Raw genomic sequence first — 17,266 nt, 5'->3', positions numbered from 1 at the left:
CTGTTCAGGACCCCACGCGGTCCCAGCCACGGCGCGGGGCGCGGAGCGCGGGCGCCGAGCTGGGTGTCGCGGCTGCGGTAGACGATGTAGGGGCGGGTCAGATAGCCGAGCGGTGCGGTGACCATGTGGACGAGCCGGGTGAAGGGCCAGGCCGCAAACAGCAACAGGGCGCTGATCGCGTGCAGTTGGAAGAGCACCGGGGCGCCGGTCATCAGGTCCGGGTCGGGCTGGAAGTAGAAGATGGAGCGGAACCAGGGGGAGATGGTCTCGCGGTAGTCGTATCCCCCGCCGACGACGTTCGCGGCCACGGTGGCGGCCAGGCCGAGCACGATGGTGACGGTCAGGGAGACGTACATGGCCTTGTCGTTGCGGGTGGTGGCCGAGAACACCGGGCCGACGGTGCGACGGCGGTAGATCAGGATGGCCAGGCCGCCCAGCGTTGCGACGCCGGCGATGGTGCCGAGGACGACCGCGCCGATGTGGTACGTGTGCTCGCTGATCCCGGCCGCCTCGGTCCAGCTCTTGGGGATGACCAGTCCGCCGACGTGGCCGACCAGGACGACGAGGATGCCGAAGTGGAACAGCGGGCTGCCGATGCGCAGCAGCCGGCTCTCGTAGAGCTGGGAGGAGCGCGTGGTCCAGCCGAACTTGTCGTAGCGGTACCGCCAGACATGCCCGAGCACGAACACCGCGAGCGCCACGTACGGCAGCACGACCCACAGCAGGATGCCGCCGGTGCCGGCCTCGACCGCCAGGGTGACGGGCTGCGCGGGTGCGGTCATCGGGGACCTCCTACGACGGGATCGGGCAGGAACACAGGGGATGACGTGGGGGGCGCGTACGGGTCGAGGCCGACCTGTTCCTCGGGAGGGCCCTGGGCGGCGAGGCGCATGACGGCTGTGCGTTCGTCACCGGCGAGGGCGGGCAGGGTGGCGGACACGGAGTCCAGGACGTGCGCCCAGGGCGAGGCGGCGTCACGCAGGGCGAGGCGCAGGAGTTCCAGGCCGGCGCGGTGATCGGTCCGGCGGCTGCGCACCAGCGCCTCCGCCAGATCGCCGTCCAAGCCCGCCTGTGCCTGTTCGCCGCTGGTCTCCGTGCTCACCGTGCCGCTCCGCCCCGGGCACACCGGACGCTCGTTCGAATTGTGATCGGTTCCGGCCGAACACGACTCTACGACCGCCGTCCCCCGGAGGGTCAACAGCCACACCACGAACGACCTCCGGCGGTTGAGCGGGGCGCCTACCGCAAGGGTGGGTACGGTTCATGGGCGGCTGCGGGTCCGTCGTGGCTTGTCGCGCCCCGCGGCGGAGCCGCAGCCGAAACCCGCACCCCCAGCGGAGCGCTTACGCAGTGGTGCCCGCCGTCCGCTGCCCACGCGGGCGCCCGGTCCGCTGCTTCCGCTCGCCGCCCTCGGCCGCGGCGCGCACACCGGTGAGGGTGTACGCCAACGCCGCGGCGGCCACGATCGCGAGCAGCCCCAGCCCGATCGCGTACGACTCGTACGCCCCGTACAGCGAGCCCATGACCAGCGGCGGCAGGAAGCCGCCCAGTCCCCCCGCGGCGCCGACGACGCCGGTGACGGAGCCGACCTGGTTGGCCGGGGTCAGCAGGGCCACCAGAGCGAACGTCGCTCCGCTGCCCGCGCCGAGCGCGGCGGCCATGGCCAGGAAGGCGATGGTGCCCAGCGGTGCCAGCGACGGACTGAACGACTGCACGAGCGCCCCGGCCACGACCACGGCGAGCGAGCCGGCCAGCACCCGCACCGGGCCCAGCCGGTCCGACAGCCAGCCGCCCATCGGGCGCATCGCCACGGCGAGGAGCACGAACCCGGCCATGCGGTTCGCGGCGTCGGCCTGGGTGAGGCCGTAGCCGGTCTTGAGGTAGGTGGGCAGGTAGACGGAGAACGCCACGTAACCGCCGAACGCGACCGCGTACAGCGCGGACGCCTGCCAGGTGATGGGCAGCCGCGCGGTGGCGGCCAGCCGGCGGGCCAGCGGCTCGGTGGGCACGGTGCGGCCGGGTGCGTCGCGCAGCAGCAGCGCGGCGGCCACCGCGTACACGGCCAGGACCCCGGCGGTGATCAGGAACGGGGTGGACATGCTGCCCGCGTCGACCAGCTTCACCGTGGTCAGGGCGCTGACGGCGGTGCCGCCCATGCCGACGCCGAAGACGCCGATGGCGAGACCGCGCCGCTCGGGCGGGAACCACGCGTTGACCAACGGCACGCCGACGGCGAACGCGGTGCCGCCGATGCCGAGGAAGAACCCGCCGATCAGCAGGGCAGCCAGCGAGGAGTGGCCGGCCAGGCCGAGGTAGAGCACCGGCACGATGGTGGCCGCCGACACGATCGGGAACATGACGCGTCCGCCGAACCGGTCGGTCAGCGCGCCCACCGGGATACGCCCCAGCGAGCCGACCACGACCGGCACCGCCACGAGCAGTGACTGCTCGAACGACGACAGGTCGAGCCCGTCCTTGAACCGCGGGCCGAGCGGGCTGAGCAGCGCCCACGCCCAGAAGTTCACGGCGAAACCGACTGTGGCCAGGGCCAGCATCTTCCACGCCTGACGCGACACCGGCGCACCCGGCGTCGGCACACCCGACGGTGAACTGCCGCTCTTCGACTTCGACGGCTGGACCATGTTGTCCGTCCCTTTCCTCGTGATGGTGGTACGGCGCCACCGGGATCGCACGCGTTCCGCGGGCCCTTTGCCTGCGGAACGGCGTCACGTCCCCACTGTCCGCATCAGGACTCACCCGAGGCATGGGCCATGAGTCCCTGCCGACGAACGGACGGTCCCCTGATCCGGACCCGGCAGTCCCTGCGTGCCTCCTCCGTACGCCCCGGGTGCCGCGTTGCCCCCACGGCTCACGCGGATCAACGGCCGCGATCGGCCGTCCTCGCGTCCCAAGGGGGCCGACGGGGTAGGGCCGGTCGGCCCTACCCCCCTCACCGCGACCGCGGAGACCATGGACGGATGTTCCAGAACGACGCCTTTCGCGCACTCGACCGGCAAGAGAGCCTGCGCCTGCTCGCCAAGGTGCCGGTCGGCCGCGTGGTCTACACCCGGCAGGCTCTGCCCGCGGTCCTCCCCGTCAACTTCTCCCTGCACACGGACGCCTCCGTCCTGCTGCGCACCTCACCGGACTCGGACCTCGTACGCGCCATCGACGGCGTCGTGGTCGCCTTCGAGGTGGACGAGTTCGACGCGGCGACCCGGTCCGGCTGGAGCGTGGTCGTCACCGGCCGGGCAACCTTGGTGACCGATCCGGCCGAGCACGAGCGGCTGTCGCAGACCGGTCCCACGTCCTGGATGCCCTTGCAGGACCCGGTGTTCGTACGGATCGAGTCCGAGATGGTCACCGGACGCGAACTCAGGGGAACGCGCGGCACGCAGTGAGGCGCAGCCCGCAGCGGGCCGCTGGATTGCGGCCGGCCACCCGGCCCGTGACCGCGTCACGGATGATAGATGTCCCAGGTCGTCGACCTGGCGGGTGAGGGGCCGGCCGTCGGCCGGGCCGTGCTGCATGCGGTGGGTCCTGCGGCGGGAGCAACCGGTGTGCGCCGATCCGCTCCGCGGATCGCGGTGGGCGCGGTTCCTCCGAGATGTGCGGGCAGTTGCTGCACACCGTCGTAGGGCCAGGTGACGAGGTCGTCTTAGGCTGGCGGTCGTTCGAGGCATACCCGATCCTCACCACCGTCGCGGGCGGTACGGCGGTGCGGGTGCCCCTGCGCGACCACGCCCTCGACCTCGACGCCATGGCGGCGGCGATCACCGCCCGGACCCGGCCTCGCCCTTCTCGGCGACCGGCCGAACGTGGCGGTGCTTCGGACCTTCTCGAAGGCGTACGGCCTGGCTGGGCTGCGCGTCGGCTGGCTACGTCCTCACGTGCCAGACCTACGCGGCCTCCGACACCCTCACGGTCGACTACGACAGCTGAGCCCCCATCAGTGGCCTCGCGGTGTGCTCGCGCCGTCCGGGCCGTAGCCGAAGCGGATCAGCACCTGCGGATGGCATCGCTTGTCTCGCGGGAGGGCCGTCGCGGCCCGCAGGTCGGACCATTCCATGGCCTGGTGCAGGAGTGAGGTGCGCAGTCCGCGCGCGGTCGCCGTGAGGAGTACGTACTGGAGTGCCTGGCCGGCGCACAGCCAGTCCTCCCGCTGGTCGCGGGGCGTCCACAACAGGCCCAGCTGGATGTGGCGTTCGAAAAAACGGGCGGGCAGCCGGAAGGCGGGCCGTGCGCTGGTGAAGTCCCGCATCGGCATCCGCCCGGCCGCGTCGGGCGGGCCCAGGGCGGTGACGGGAATGCCGTACGAGGCATCGGAGCCGGGGGCGGTGAGCCAGGTGAGGGTTTCGGCGGAGCGTTCCGGGTGTGCGCGGTTGCGGGCTTCGGCTGCGGCGGTCAGGCGCAGCAGCTGCCGGGTTCCGGCGATGTCCGGTATGTGCAGGCGGGTGTCGGCGGCCTGCGCGGCCCTCGTCATCTCCGCGACGATCGGCTCGGGCACCGGGCGGCCGGTGAACGGCATCCGGCTGGTGTGCCGTCGTGCGATGGCCTCGTAGAGACCCGGGTCGGAGGGCTGGTCGTCCGCTCCGAGGGGACCGGTCAGTCGTACGGCGGCGAGCAGGCCGGGGGTGTGACGGTCCGGCAGCAGCCGCACCTCGGGTCGCCGGCCCAAGTGGACTGCGGCGAGGCGCAGGTTGAAGACCGCGGCGCCCACGGACAGATACTGGGCGCGGTGCATCGGGTCGGTGAGCGGCAGGGTGCGCTCCGGCGCCGAATGGACCTCCAGCACCTGGCGGTCGGGGTCCAGGCGGAAGCGCCAGGGCTGTGTGTTGTGGATCGACGGGGCCGCCACGGCCGCCGCCAGGAGCGACTCCACGGTGGCTGCGTCCAGCGGGGCTTCGGTGCGCATGAGATGCCTCCTCTTTTTTCTTTGTCCCGGCCATGGGTCTTTTCTTTGTCCCGGCCATGGGTCACGTGGCCGGGAGAGCGGTGGCCAGTAGGACGACGCCGAGTGAGCCGACGAGGGAGACGACCGCCAGCGCGCGGGCCAGCTCGGCGCGGCCCTTGGCATGGGCGATGCCGTGACCTGCCGCTGCGAGCATCACCACCACGAACAGGGCGAGTTTGGTGGCGAGGGTGCGGCCGTAGCCGGGTTCGGCGAGGGAGGCCCAGGTGACGCCCTTGTGCCAGGCCATGGCCCAGCCGGTGGCCAGCTGCACGGGCAGGAACACCGCCCCGGTCAGCATCCCGAACCGGCGGCCCGCCGCGGCCGTGAAGCCGGCCTTGGCCTCCGGGGCGAGCAGATGGCGGGCCAGCGGCAGGATCACCAGGGAGAGGGCCAACTGCCCACCGACCCACAGGGCGGCGCCGGCCACATGCGCGAACCGCACCAGGGACCACAGGCCGACGGTGTCCATCAGTCACTCACCTCCACCATGCCGTGCGCTCCCGCCTCGGCGTGGCGCATGTCGTGGTCGACGAAGGCGTAGTGGCCGGCCTCGGGGAACGTCGTCTCGACGAAGCCGCCCTGGGCCGGGGCCAGGTCCAGCACCTGCGCGCCGCCCGGATCACCGGGCTTGAGCAGGTAGGCGCCCTCCTTGTAGACGGTGTCGAAGACGGTTCCCACGAGATGGAAGGCGATGCCGTCGCTGGGACCTGCGGCGACCACCCAGAAGCGGGCCCGCTCACCGGCCTTCACCTTCAGCGGCTCCTTGGCGTACTGGTTGGCCATGCCGTTGAACACCCAGGCGTCCGGGGTGTTCTGACGCATCTTCGTCACCTGGGCGGTGCTGCCCGGGGTGCCGAGGTACAGCTCGGAGGAGACCAGTACGTACTCGTGGTCCACCTTCGCGAGGCCGGGTGGGTCGATGACGACGGCGCCGTACATGCCGTTGCCCATGTGCTGGAGCATCGGGGAAGTGCTGCAGTGATACAGCCATGCTCCGGCCTTCTCGGCGCGGAAGCGGTAGACCAGGCGCTCGCCGGGCTGGATCGTACGCATGGGCCGGTCGGGGGCGAGCGAGCCGGCGTGGAAGTCGATGCCGTGGCCCATGCCGTGGTCGTCGTTGACGAGGGTGATCTCGAAGACGTCGCCGACCTTGCCGTGCAGGGTGGGGCCGGGTGCGCTGCCGCCGAAGGTCCACATCTGCTGCTTCACTCCGGGGGCGACCTCCACCGTCGTGTGGGCGGCGTGCAGTTCGACCTTGTGGACCGTCCCGCCGGGCGCGGGGGCCAGGCCGGCGTCGCGCGACTGCCAGCCGGTGGAGTAGTCGGCGGCGAGGTCCAGACCGGCGTCGCCGTTGTCGGCGGCCGATGCGTGTCCCTCACGTCCGCCGCTGTCCGTTGCCGTGTCACCTGCCGTATCGCGACCCTTGACGACGATGTCCAGGGTCATCCCGGCCGCCTTGTGGCCCGGCAGCGTGCACCACGCCTCGCGGTTCTCGGTGACCTGTCCCAGGTCGAGTACGCGGGTGTCACCCTTGGCGAGCATCGGAGTGGCGGGACCGTCCTCGACCTTGAGGTCGTGGCGCCGGGCGTCGGTGTTGGTGACCTTCAGCCGCAGCGCGGTGCCTTCGGCGACCTCGATGCGGGCCGGGCGTATGCGCATGTCGGCCAGGGTGACGTTGACGGTACGAGTCGCGGTGGCGGCGCCGCCTCCCGCCGCGGAGGCGACGGCCGGGTCGCCGGTGTCCCCTCCGCTGTTGGCCACGAGCACGGCCAGCACGGTCAGTACGGCGCCCGCGACGGTGCCCCACAGCACGGGGCGCCGTGACGCACCGGCTGCACCTGCCTCCGACGGCAGTCCCCGGCCGCTGCGGACGAGCACCGGCACCGCGAGGGCGAGAAACGCGGCCCCGGACAGCGCGGCCAGCAGCACACCGGTCGTCGCGGCCGGGCCGGGCAGCGGGAGTGCCGCCAGCGCGACACCGGTGTTGAGCGCCACCAGCCGCGTCAGCCAGCCCCGTTCGAGCAGCGCCCGTACCGCCTCCCGGTCCTTCGGGCCACTGCTGAGGACGACCGGCAGCAGATACGTGAGCGCGCCGATGAGGATCTGGGCGACGAAGCCGATGAGCAGCACCGGGAGCAGGGCGTCGATTCCGTTCTGTGCCGCCGCGAGCGGCCGGGTGACCAGCCACGCCAGATCCGCCGCCACCGCGGTCAGCAGCCAGCCGGTGGCCGCGGCGAGCATCCAGGCCGCCGCGGCGGAGACGGGACGGTTGCCGCGTACGGTGCGGAAGAGGAGGTTGACGGCGAGGGCCGCTCCCTCCACGTACAGGGCGAGGCCCGCCGCGGCCGGCCAGCGCCGGCCCAGTGCCAGAGCGGCGACCGCGACCAGCAGTCCGCTGCCGGTGAACCACAGCACCCACCGGGACACCTTCGTGGTGCGGTCCTTCATCCGTACGCCCAGCACGGTCGGCCACAGCATGAACAGCGTGCCCAGGACGGGCAGACCGATCCAGCCGAGCAGCGTGACGTGGATGTGCGCCAGGCGCAGCCCGGCGTACCGGTCGGGTCCGCCGGCGCCACCGGTGGCCAGCAGCCAGCCGAGGACGGCACCGGCGATCAGGGCCAGTGTGGCGGCTCGGTAGTAGGAGACGACCGGCTTCAGCCGCCCGCCCAGCGCGCCCCGCCCGAGGCGGACCAGCACCACCAGGTGCGCGGTGGCCGCGGCCACCAGGAGTGCGGCACAGACGGCGGTCAGCACGGGAGTTGCGGTCCACACGCCGATGAGCAGCCCGGCCACGGCGAGGTTGGCGGTCGCGAGCCGGGCGGTGCTCCAGCGCTCGTCGGGGATCTTCGCGTGCAGCAGGGCGACGGCGAAGTGCTCGCTCCAGATCAGGATGGCGGTGGTGACGGCACCGAGCAGGAACATGTGCACAGCAAGCCAGCGGGCCACCGGCAGCGACTCCTGCGCCGCGACCGCCAGCAGGGCCAGGCCCAGCCACCCCACGACCAGAACGTGGGCGCGCAGATGCCGGGCCTTCACGCCGGACGCTCTGGACCCGCTCTGGTACGCGCGGGGCCCGCTCGCGTGGCCGTTCCCGGCGGGCCCACTGGCGTTGCCGTTGCCGGGAGGTCCACTGGCGATGCTGGTCATGCCGTTCCTAGATGCTTGGAGGGATGCCACGCCCGGCCGCAAGGAACGGCCGGGCGCGTGACCGAACCGGGCGCCGCGCGCCCGCTGTACGCGCTACACCTGCGGCAGCCAGGGACGGGGGAATCGGCCGCCTGGCAGGCACGGAATGCGGTCGTACAGACAGCTGGGCATCTGCGGTTCGATCAAGGCTCAGCATGCAACGCCGGCCCGTCCTGGCTCCCCGGCCGACCGGACCCCAACACCGGGGCCATTGGGCCCTGTTCGGGCCCCTCAGACGGGGCCGGAAGGTCGCGCGGCAGGGACCGCAGGACCCAGGTGCGACGCGGCGCGCGGCACATAGCGTTCCGGGCCATGGAGAACGATCAGAACGCACGACGCCCGGAGTCGCGCGCCGATGAAGGCTGGCCGCTGGCCGCCCGGCGACTCCTCACCCGCCGCGAGGTGTCGGCCGACGGACGCGCCGTGTTCGGCACGGGCGACCCGCAGTGGGAGGGCTTCTACCGGGACCGCTGGGCGCACGACAAGGTGGTGCGCTCCACGCACGGGGTGAACTGCACCGGTTCGTGCTCGTGGATGGTGTACGTCAAGGACGGCATCATCACCTGGGAGCACCAGGCCACCGACTACCCGTCCATCGGCACGGACTGCCCCGAGTACGAGCCGCGCGGCTGCCCGCGGGGGGCGTCGTTCTCCTGGTACACGTACTCGCCCAGCCGCGTCCGCTACCCGTACGTGCGGGGCGCGCTGCTGAAGATGTGGCGCGAGGCCCGCAAGCGCCTCGGGGACCCGGTGGCCGCCTGGGCCGAGATCACCGGCGACCCTGCGAAGGCCCGCGCCTACAAGCGGGCGCGCGGCAAGGGCGGCCTCGTGCGCGCCGACTGGGACGAGGTCAGCGAGCTGATCGCCGCCGCGCACGTACACACCATCAAGCAGTACGGCCCCGACCGCGTCGCCGGCTTCTCCCCCATCCCCGCCATGTCGATGGCCTCCTTCGCGGCCGGCGCCCGCTTCATGTCGCTGATCGGCGGCACGCTGCTGTCCTTCTACGACTGGTACGCCGACCTGCCGATCGCTTCCCCGCAGGTCTTCGGCGACCAGACGGACGTCCCTGAGGCGGCTGACTGGTGGAACGCGGGCTATCTGATCATGTGGGGCTCCAACATCCCCGTCACCCGCACGCCCGACGCGCACTTCCTCACCGAGACCCGCTACAACGGCACCAAGGTCGTCGCCGTCAGCCCCGACTACGCCGACAACGTCAAGCACGCCGACGAATGGCTCGCCCCGCACCCCGGCACGGACGGCGCGCTGGCGATGGCCATGGGTCACGTCATCCTGCGCGAGTTCCTCGTCGACCGCGAAGTGCCGTACTTCCAGGACTACATGCGCAAGTTCACCGACGCGCCGTTCCTGGTGACCCTGCGCGAGCACGACCACGGACTCGTCCCCGACGGGTTCCTGACCGCAGCCGATCTCGGCCATGAGGACGAGCACGCCGAGTTCAAGACGGTCCTCCTGGACGGGGCCACCGGCGAACCGGTGGTCCCCGGCGGCTCGCTCGGCTTCCGGTGGGGGGAAGCCGGGCGAGGCCGCTGGAATCTCGAACTGGGCGATGTCGTCCCGGAGTTGAGTCTCATCGACCGCGCCGAGGACACCGCCGAGATCGCGCTGCCCCGGTTCGACGAGGGCAGCACCGAGGGCGGTTCGTTCATGGTCCGGGGCGTTCCGGTCCGCAGGATCGGCGGCCGGCTCGTCACCACGGTCTTCGACCTGATGCTCGCCCAGTACGGGGTGCAGCGGCCGGGTCTGCCGGGCAGCTGGCCGTCGTCGTACGAGGACGCGTCGGAGCCGTACACCCCCGCCTGGCAGGAGACCATCACCTCCGTCCCGGCCGAGCAGGCGGCCCGTATCGCCCGGGAGTTCGCCCGCAACGCGGAACGGACGAACGGCCGGTCGATGATCGCTCTGGGAGCGGGCACGAACCACTGGTTCCACTCCGACACCATCTACCGGGCGTTCCTGGCGCTGGTGACGATGACCGGCTGCCAGGGCGTGAACGGCGGCGGCTGGGCGCACTACGTCGGCCAGGAGAAGATCCGCCCCATCACCGGCCTGCAGCACCTGGCCTTCGCCTTCGACTGGCAGCGGCCCACCCGGCACATGGCGGGCACCTCGTACTGGTACCTGAACTCCGGCCAGTGGCGCTACGAGGCCTTCGGGCCCGACGAGTTGGCCTCCCCGCTCGGCGACGGGCGGTTCAAGGGCAAGGCGTTCGCCGACTGCCTGGCGCAGGCCGTGCGGCTGGGCTGGACTCCCGGCCACCCCGGCTTCAACCGCAACCCGCTCGACCTGACCGACGAGGCGGCGGCTCAAGGGCGTGAGGTCGCCGAGCACATCGTCGAGGAACTCAAGGCCGGGAGCCTGAAGTTCGCTGCCGAGGACCCGGACGATCCCGCCAACTTCCCCCGCGTACTGACCGTTTGGCGGGCCAACCTGCTGGGCTCCTCCGGCAAGGGCAACGAGTACTTCCTGCGGCACCTGCTGGGCACCGACGCCGCCGTCCGCTCCGAGGAGACCCCGCCCGAGGGGCGCCCGAAGGACGTGGTGTGGCGGGAGGAGGCACCCGAGGGGAAGCTCGACCTGCTGGTCACCGTGGACTTCCGGATGACCTCCACCGGTCTGCTCGCCGACGTCGTCCTCCCGGCGGCCACCTGGTACGAGAAGGACGACCTGTCCAGCACGGACATGCACCCCTTCGTGCACGCCTTCACCCCGGCCATCGCCCCTCCGTGGCAGGCCCGCACCGACTACGACACCTTCCTGACCATCGCCGACAAGTTCAGCGACCTGGCCGCCGAGCACCTGGGCACCCGTACCGACGTCCTCGCGGTGCCGCTGCTGCACGACACCCCGGACGAACTCGCCCAGCCGGGCGGGGTGGTACGGGACTGGAAGACCGGCCAGTGCGCACCGATCCCGGGCCGGACGATGCCGAAGCTAGTCGTCATCGAACGGGACTACGCCGCCGTGGCGCAGAAGATGCGCGCGGTCGGTCCACTGCTGGACACCTTGGGCACCACCACCAAGGGCATCACCGTCCACCCGAACCAGGAGCTGGACGAGCTGCGCCGGCGCAACGGAACCGTCCGGGACGGAATCGCCGCCGGGCGCCCCTCCCTCGCCACCGCCACCGACATGTGCGAGGCCGTCCTCGCCCTGTCCGGCACCACCAACGGGCGGCTGGCGACCGAGGGCTTCCGGGAGCTTCAGCGGCAGACCGGCAGCGAGGGCCTGGTGGAACTGGCCTCCGAGCGCGAGGCGGAGCGGATCACCTTCGCCGACACCCGCACCCAGCCCCGCGCCGTGATGACGTCGTACGAGTGGTCGGGCAGCGAGACCGGCGGCCGCCGCTACTCCCCCTTCGTCATCAACACCGAGCACAAGAAGCCCTGGCACACCCTCACCGGCCGCCAGCACTTCTTCGTCCAGCACGACTGGATCAGCGAGCTGGGTGAGCAACTCCCCGTCTACCGACCGCCGTTGAACACACCCCGGCACTACGGGAACGAGGAACTCGGCGGCGACCGCGCAGAGGTCACGGTCCGCTATCTGACCCCGCACTCCAAGTGGTCCATCCACTCGAACTACCAGGACAACAAGTACATGCTCGATCTGTCCCGCGGCGGCCCGGTGATCTGGATGTCCACCGCCGACGCCGAGAAGATCGGCGTCAAGGACAACGAGTGGATCGAGGCGTACAACCGCAACGGCGTCGTCGCCGCCCGGGCCGTGGTCACCCACCGCATGCCCGAGGGAACCGTGTACATGTACCACGCCCAGGACCGCAACGTGAACGTCCCGAAGACCGAGGTCAGCGGCAAGCGCGGCGGCATCCACAACTCCCTGACCCGGCTGCTGCTCAAGCCCACCCATCTCGCGGGCGGCTACGCCCAGTTCACCTACGCCTTCAACTACTACGGCCCGACCGGCAACCAGCGTGACGAGGTTACTGTCATCCGCCGTCGCTCGCAGGATGTGGAGTACTGACATGCCCCGTGGCGAAGCCACTATCGGACGCGTGATGGCCCAGGTCGCGATGGTCATGAACCTCGACAAGTGCATCGGCTGCCACACCTGCTCGGTCACCTGCAAGCAGACGTGGACCAACCGCACCGGCGTCGAGTACGCCTGGTTCAACAACGTCGAGACCAAGCCCGGCGTCGGCTACCCCCGCCGCTACGAGGACCAGGAGCACTGGAAGGGCGGCTGGATGCTCGACAAGCGCGGACGCCTCGTCCTGCGCTCCGGCGGCCGGATCAAGCGGCTCCTGTCTCTGTTCTCCAATCCCGACCTGCCGAGCATCGAGGACTACTACGAGCCGGTCACCTACGACTACGACAACCTCGTCAACGCCCCGGCCGGCAAGGACATCCCGGTCGCCCGCCCGCGCTCCGTCCTCACCGGCAAACCCACCGCCATCACCTGGGGCGCCAACTGGGAGGACGGCCTGGGCGGCGCCCCCGAGAACGCCGGCGGCGACCCGAACCTGACGGGCGAGTGGGCGGAGAAGGTCAAGTTCGAGTTCGAGCAGACCTTCCTCTTCCACCTCCCCCGCCTGTGCGAGCACTGCCTCAACCCGGCCTGTGTGTCGGCCTGTCCGTCGGGTGCGATGTACAAGCGGGTCGAGGACGGCATCGTCCTGGTCGACCAGGATCGTTGCCGGGGCTGGCGGATGTGCGTGACGGCATGCCCGTACAAGAAGGTGTACGTCAACCACGCCACCGGCAAGGCGGAGAAGTGCACCTTCTGCTTCCCGCGCATCGAGGCCGGCCAGCCCACCGTCTGCTCCGAGACCTGCGTCGGGCGGCTGCGCTACCTGGGTCTGCTGCTGTACGACGCCGACCGCGTCGGCGAGGCGGCGGCCACCCCCAACGAGCAGGACCTCCTCGACGCCCAGCGCGGTGTCTTCCTCGACCCGCACGACCCCGAAGTGATCGCGGCTGCACGGGAGTCGGGCATCCCCGAGGACTGGCTGGAGGCGGCCCGCCGCTCCCCCGTGTACGACCTGGTCATGCGCTACAAGGTCGCGCTGCCGCTGCACCCGGAGTACCGCACGATGCCGATGGTCTGGTACGTGCCCCCGCTCTCCCCCGTCCTGGACGCCGTCGACGCGGCGGGCGGAAACCAGGACGACCCCGACCACGTCTTCGCCGCCGTCACCCGGCTGCGCATCCCGCTGGAGTACCTGGCGGAACTGTTCACCGCCGGCGACGCGGACGTGGTCGCCGGGGTGCTGATGAAGCTCACCGCGCTGCGCTCGTACATGCGCGAACGCACCCTCGGTGAGGACGGCGACGAGGCCACGCTCAAGGCCGTGGGTCTCACTGCACGTGAGGCGGAGGATCTGCACCGGCTCCTCGCCGTCGCCAAGTACCAGGACCGGTACGTCGTCCCGGCCGCGCACAAGGAGGACGCCGCCGCGCTGACCGCGATGGAGAACCGCTGCCCGGTGGAGTCGTCCGACACCGCCGAACCCCGCAAGGTCATGCTCGGCATCCCGACCCTGCGCCGCAGCACCACCGGAGGCCGGTCGTGAGCCCCCTGCCCTCCACTGTGCCCTCCATAGTCCGCACCCGCGTCCGCGCGGCCATACGCCGCCCCGCCCGCCTCACCCCCGAGGAGGCCGAGGCACGCACCCTGCTCCTGCGCCTGTGCTCGCTGCTCCTGCAGTACCCGGACACCGAACTGGCCACCGCCCGCCCGGTGTTGACCACGACGGTCGAGGCGCTGCCGCCCTCGCCCGCCGCCGAGCACCTGGCCGCCTTCACCTCCTGGTTCACCGACCAGGAACCGGAGGCTCTGGAGCGGCACTACGTCGAAATGTTCGACCTGCGCCGCAAGAGCAGCCTCTACCTCACCTACTACCTGCACGGCGACACCCGCCGCCGTGGCATGGCCCTTCTCACCCTCAACCAGCGCTTCCGGGCGGCGGGTTGGGACACCGACGGCGGCGAACTGCCCGACCACTTGCCGGTCGTCCTCGAGTTCGCCGCCCTGGCGGGCCCCGGTGGCGGCGAGGCACCGCTGCGCCAGCACCGGCGCGGTCTTGAGCTGATCCACCGCGCCCTGACCGACGCCGACTCCCCGTACCGGCACGTCCTGGCCGCGCTGCTCACCCTGCTGCCGCCGCCCACCGAGGCGGACCGTGCGGCGGTGGCCCAGCTCGTCGCGGAGGGCCCGCCGAACGAGGAAGTCGGCCTCGACCCCTACGGGACGTACGGGGACGGGGAGTTCGCCCCGCCGGGCACCTTCGTGCCGCCGATGCCGGCTCCACCGACCCGAGTGCCGCCGCCCGCCCCGACCAGCCGTACGGAAGGACACCGATGAACACCTCGCTCTCCGCCTCGGCGAGCGGCGCCGATCTGCTCCTGTGGGTCGCCGTCCCCTACATCTGCCTCGCCGTGTTCGCCGTCGGGCACGTGTGGCGCTACCGGCAGGACCAGTTCGGCTGGACCTCCCGCACCAGCCAGCTCCTCGAACACCGCTGGCTGCGCTGGGGCAGCCCGCTGTTCCACCTGGGCGCGTTCATGGTGATCGCCGGGCATGTCGTGGGGCTCGCCATTCCCGACTCGTGGACCGAGGCCGTCGGCATCAGCGAGCACACCTACCACACAACTGCCGTATGGGCGGGATCGGTTGCGGGCGTCGCCATGGTCGCAGGACTCGGCATGCTGTGCGCCCGCCGGCTGCTGACCCGCCAGATCCGCCTGGGCACCGACCGCAGCGACAAGTTGCTCTTCCCTCTGCTGTCCGCCACCGTGCTGCTGGGCATCACCGCCACCGCCGCGCACAACGTCTTCGGCGCCGGCTACGACTACCGCTCCACCGTCTCCGTATGGTTCCGCGGCCTGTTCGTACTCCAGCCGCAGCCGGAGGCCATCGCCGGAGCCCCGCTGCTGTTCCAAATGCACGCCCTGACCGCCTTCCTGCTCTTCGCGGCCTGGCCGTTCACCCGGCTGGTGCATGTGTGGAGCGCCCCGATCGGCTACCTGGCCCGGCCGTACCTGGTCTACCGGCGGCGGGCCACACCGGCGGCAGTCCCGACGGCCGCGGGCCGGACGCGGTCGGCCTCCGGCTCCGGCTCGCGGCGAGCCGCATGAGTCCAGAGCCCGCGCAGGCGACGGACGTCACGACCACCCGTCGCACTGGGGGAGTTGGCGCGAGCCGCCGAACGGGATGGGTGATGACCCTCACCGGGACCGTCGGCTGGCTCGCCTCCTTCCAGCTCACCGTGGACGACTGGCGGCTGCTGCGCGACCCCGCCTACCAACCGCCCTGCAACATCAGCCCTGTTGTGAGCTGCGGCAGCGTGATGTCCAGCCCGCAGGGCAGCCTGTTCGGCTTCCCCAACATGCTGCTCGGCCTCGGCGCCTTCGCCGCCGTGACCGCGCTGGGCATCGCCGTGCTCTCCGGAGCACGACTGCACCGGCGGCTGTGGCTCGCGTTGGACGCCGGAGCGCTGGTGGGGGTGGTGTTCGTCCACTGGCTGATCGGGGAGTCGCTGTACGAGCTCAACAAGCTCTGCCCTTACTGCGCCGCCATCTGGATCGTGACCATCGCCCTGTTCTGGTACGTCACCTTGCACTGCCTGGAACGGGGAATCGTTCCCGTTCCCCGGGGTGTGCTGTACGTCGTCCGGGACACGCACTGGATGCTGCTCGGCGCCTGGTACGGGGTGATCGCGATGCTCGTCCTCACCCGCTTCTGGCCGTACTGGAGCAGCCTGCTGTAGGCGACCGGCCCAGGGGCTGCGATGGAGGCTGCCATGGGGCCGTCGGGCCTATGCGGGCTCTGCGGGCTCTGCGACCCCGGCCGCACCGCCACCGAATCGACTCGCCTGCTGCGCCATTGCGGTGGCGGCCGGATCGCCCGACGCCGACCAGTCCTTGGCCGGAACCCTTTCCCGGCCCAGGAGATCGCTTCCTCGGTGCAGCTGTGCCAGTCAGGATCCATCGGGCCCCCTTTTCGATGCGCGGCCGCTGTTCGATGCACGGCCGTGTACGGCCGTACACGGCCGACGCCGCACGCCAGCCGTGCTCGGAGCGTACTGAAACGGGTTCTCCAGGCGGTGCGCACGCGCGAATCGCGCAACCGGCGCGGACGTGCCCCACTGGGCCCTTCGATCGGGACGTTCGGCCCCCGCGCCCGGCCGTCATCCCGGATTAGGTTCGCCTAAGTGATACCGGTGCAGGCAGAGAGCGAGGCACCAACATGGCATCGACAGAACCTTCGGCCCTGCGGCACGGCTTCCCCGTTCCCGGCGACGGACTGGACGCCGCCCGTATGCCCGGCCACTGGCTGCTGGCCCGCCTGGGCAAGCGGGCGCTGCGCCCCGGCGGTGTGGAGCTGACCCGGTGGATGCTGGACGCCCTGGACGTGGACCCGCAGGACCGGGTCGTGGAGCTGGCCGCCGGCCTCGGGGCCACCGCCCGGCTGACCCTCGCCCGCCAGCCGGCCGCCTACACCGCCGTCGACCGCGACCCGGCCGCAGTGGCCGCGCTCAGCGTCCTCACCGCGCCCGGCCCGACCGAGGTGCGTGCCGTACGGTCGGACGCCGCGGACACCCGGTTGCCGGACGGCGACGCCAGCGTCGTATACGGGGAGGCGATGCTGACGATGCAGCCCGAACCCGCCAAGCGGCGCATCGTACGGGAGGCCCGCCGCCTCCTCGACGACTCCACCGGCCGGTACGCCATCCACGAACTGTGCCTGCTGCCCGACGACTTGGACCCGGCCCTGGCCGAACGCATCACCCATGACCTGCACGAGGCCATCCACGTCGGCGCCCGCCCCCTGACGCCGACCGCCTGGACGGAACTCCTCGCCGGCGAGGGCTTCACCGTCACCGCCCACAGGACCGCACCGATGGCGCTGCTCGAACCGCGCCGGCTCGTCGACGACGAAGGGCTGATGCCCGCCCTGCGCATCGCCGGCCGGGCGCTACGGAAACCGGCCGCCCTGCGCCGTGTGCTGCGCATGCGCCGCGTCTTCCGACGCCACAGCGCCCACCTGGGGGCGATCAGCCTGCTCGCCGTCCCCACCCCGTCCTCTCCCTGAACCCCAAAAATCTGAGCCCCAAACCTGAGTCCCAGCCTTGAGGAG

12 protein-coding genes and 2 pseudogenes are annotated in these 17,266 nt (G+C 71.5%); 8 read left to right on the top strand and 6 right to left on the bottom strand.

Annotation, left to right across the window (positions count from 1 at the left end; genetic code table 11):
• Positions 1-4: 4 nt before the first annotated feature.
• From narI (ABD357_RS28035) to ABD357_RS28025, 3 genes and pseudogenes are all read right to left on the bottom strand, one after another.
• Positions 5-782 (bottom strand): annotated as a pseudogene (gene narI, locus ABD357_RS28035) (respiratory nitrate reductase subunit gamma).
• On the bottom strand, positions 779-1,102 hold the full coding sequence (locus ABD357_RS28030) for a hypothetical protein (RefSeq protein WP_344393792.1): 324 nt from the start codon (positions 1,100-1,102) through the stop codon (positions 779-781). Before ABD357_RS28030 ends, narI (ABD357_RS28035) begins: the two are co-directional and overlap by 4 nt.
• 241 nt (positions 1,103-1,343) lie before the next feature.
• Positions 1,344-2,642 carry an MFS transporter gene (locus ABD357_RS28025; RefSeq protein ID WP_425585036.1) on the bottom strand — a complete coding sequence of 433 codons (1,299 nt, stop codon included), beginning with the start codon at positions 2,640-2,642 and terminating at the stop codon, positions 1,344-1,346.
• 336 nt (positions 2,643-2,978) lie between these two features.
• On the opposite strand from ABD357_RS28025, the gene ABD357_RS28020 reads away from it, so the two are divergent.
• Both ABD357_RS28020 and ABD357_RS28015 read left to right on the top strand, forming a co-directional pair.
• Positions 2,979-3,401 (top strand): pyridoxamine 5'-phosphate oxidase family protein, encoded by a 423-nt coding sequence (locus tag ABD357_RS28020; RefSeq protein ID WP_344393791.1) that lies wholly within the window; start codon positions 2,979-2,981, stop codon positions 3,399-3,401.
• A 188-nt stretch (positions 3,402-3,589) separates the two neighbouring features.
• Positions 3,590-3,914, top strand: a pseudogene (locus tag ABD357_RS28015) (aminotransferase class I/II-fold pyridoxal phosphate-dependent enzyme); the annotation flags it as partial.
• 35 nt (positions 3,915-3,949) lie between these two features.
• Here the strand turns inward: ABD357_RS28015 and ABD357_RS28010 are convergent.
• The 3 genes from ABD357_RS28010 to ABD357_RS28000 all read right to left on the bottom strand — a co-directional run bounded on the left by ABD357_RS28010 (position 3,950) and on the right by ABD357_RS28000 (position 8,104).
• The gene (locus tag ABD357_RS28010; protein ID WP_344393790.1) at positions 3,950-4,915 is read right to left on the bottom strand and encodes an Acg family FMN-binding oxidoreductase; all 966 of its coding nucleotides are present in this window, start codon (positions 4,913-4,915) and stop codon (positions 3,950-3,952) included.
• A 61-nt stretch (positions 4,916-4,976) separates the two neighbouring features.
• A complete protein-coding gene (locus tag ABD357_RS28005; RefSeq protein WP_344393789.1) occupies positions 4,977-5,423 on the bottom strand; it encodes a hypothetical protein in 447 nt (148 codons plus the stop codon).
• The gene (locus tag ABD357_RS28000; RefSeq protein WP_344393788.1) at positions 5,423-8,104 is read right to left on the bottom strand and encodes a multicopper oxidase domain-containing protein; all 2,682 of its coding nucleotides are present in this window, start codon (positions 8,102-8,104) and stop codon (positions 5,423-5,425) included. The genes ABD357_RS28005 and ABD357_RS28000 overlap by 1 nt, the downstream gene beginning before the upstream one ends.
• A 351-nt stretch (positions 8,105-8,455) precedes the next feature.
• Between ABD357_RS28000 and ABD357_RS27995 the strand changes: the two genes are divergently transcribed.
• The 6 genes from ABD357_RS27995 (at position 8,456) to ABD357_RS27970 (ending at position 17,221) form a co-directional block, all read left to right on the top strand.
• Positions 8,456-12,151, top strand: a complete 3,696-nt coding sequence (locus tag ABD357_RS27995) for a nitrate reductase subunit alpha (protein WP_344393787.1) — start codon at positions 8,456-8,458, stop codon at positions 12,149-12,151.
• A gap of 1 nt (position 12,152) precedes the next feature.
• Positions 12,153-13,700, top strand: a complete 1,548-nt coding sequence (gene narH / locus ABD357_RS27990; protein WP_344393786.1) for a nitrate reductase subunit beta — start codon at positions 12,153-12,155, stop codon at positions 13,698-13,700.
• On the top strand, positions 13,697-14,491 hold the full coding sequence (gene narJ, locus ABD357_RS27985; RefSeq protein ID WP_344393785.1) for a nitrate reductase molybdenum cofactor assembly chaperone: 795 nt from the start codon (positions 13,697-13,699) through the stop codon (positions 14,489-14,491). Before narH ends, narJ begins: the two co-directional genes overlap by 4 nt.
• Positions 14,488-15,264, top strand: a complete 777-nt coding sequence (gene narI, locus ABD357_RS27980) for a respiratory nitrate reductase subunit gamma (RefSeq protein WP_344393784.1) — start codon at positions 14,488-14,490, stop codon at positions 15,262-15,264. Before narJ ends, narI (ABD357_RS27980) begins: the two co-directional genes overlap by 4 nt.
• Positions 15,265-15,347: 83 nt before the next feature.
• Positions 15,348-15,896: a vitamin K epoxide reductase family protein gene (locus tag ABD357_RS27975; protein WP_344393783.1), complete on the top strand. Its 549-nt coding sequence runs from the start codon at positions 15,348-15,350 to the stop codon at positions 15,894-15,896.
• 479 nt (positions 15,897-16,375) lie between these two features.
• On the top strand, positions 16,376-17,221 hold the full coding sequence (locus ABD357_RS27970; protein WP_344393782.1) for a class I SAM-dependent methyltransferase: 846 nt from the start codon (positions 16,376-16,378) through the stop codon (positions 17,219-17,221).
• The last annotated feature ends 45 nt before the right edge of the window (positions 17,222-17,266 follow it).

This window comes from Streptomyces vastus, assembly GCF_039532825.1.
In the GTDB taxonomy this organism is placed as follows: Bacteria; Actinomycetota; Actinomycetes; order Streptomycetales; family Streptomycetaceae; genus Streptomyces; species Streptomyces vastus.
Note: the sequence above shows the minus strand (reverse complement) of the source record. Positions and strands in the feature narration are given on the sequence as shown.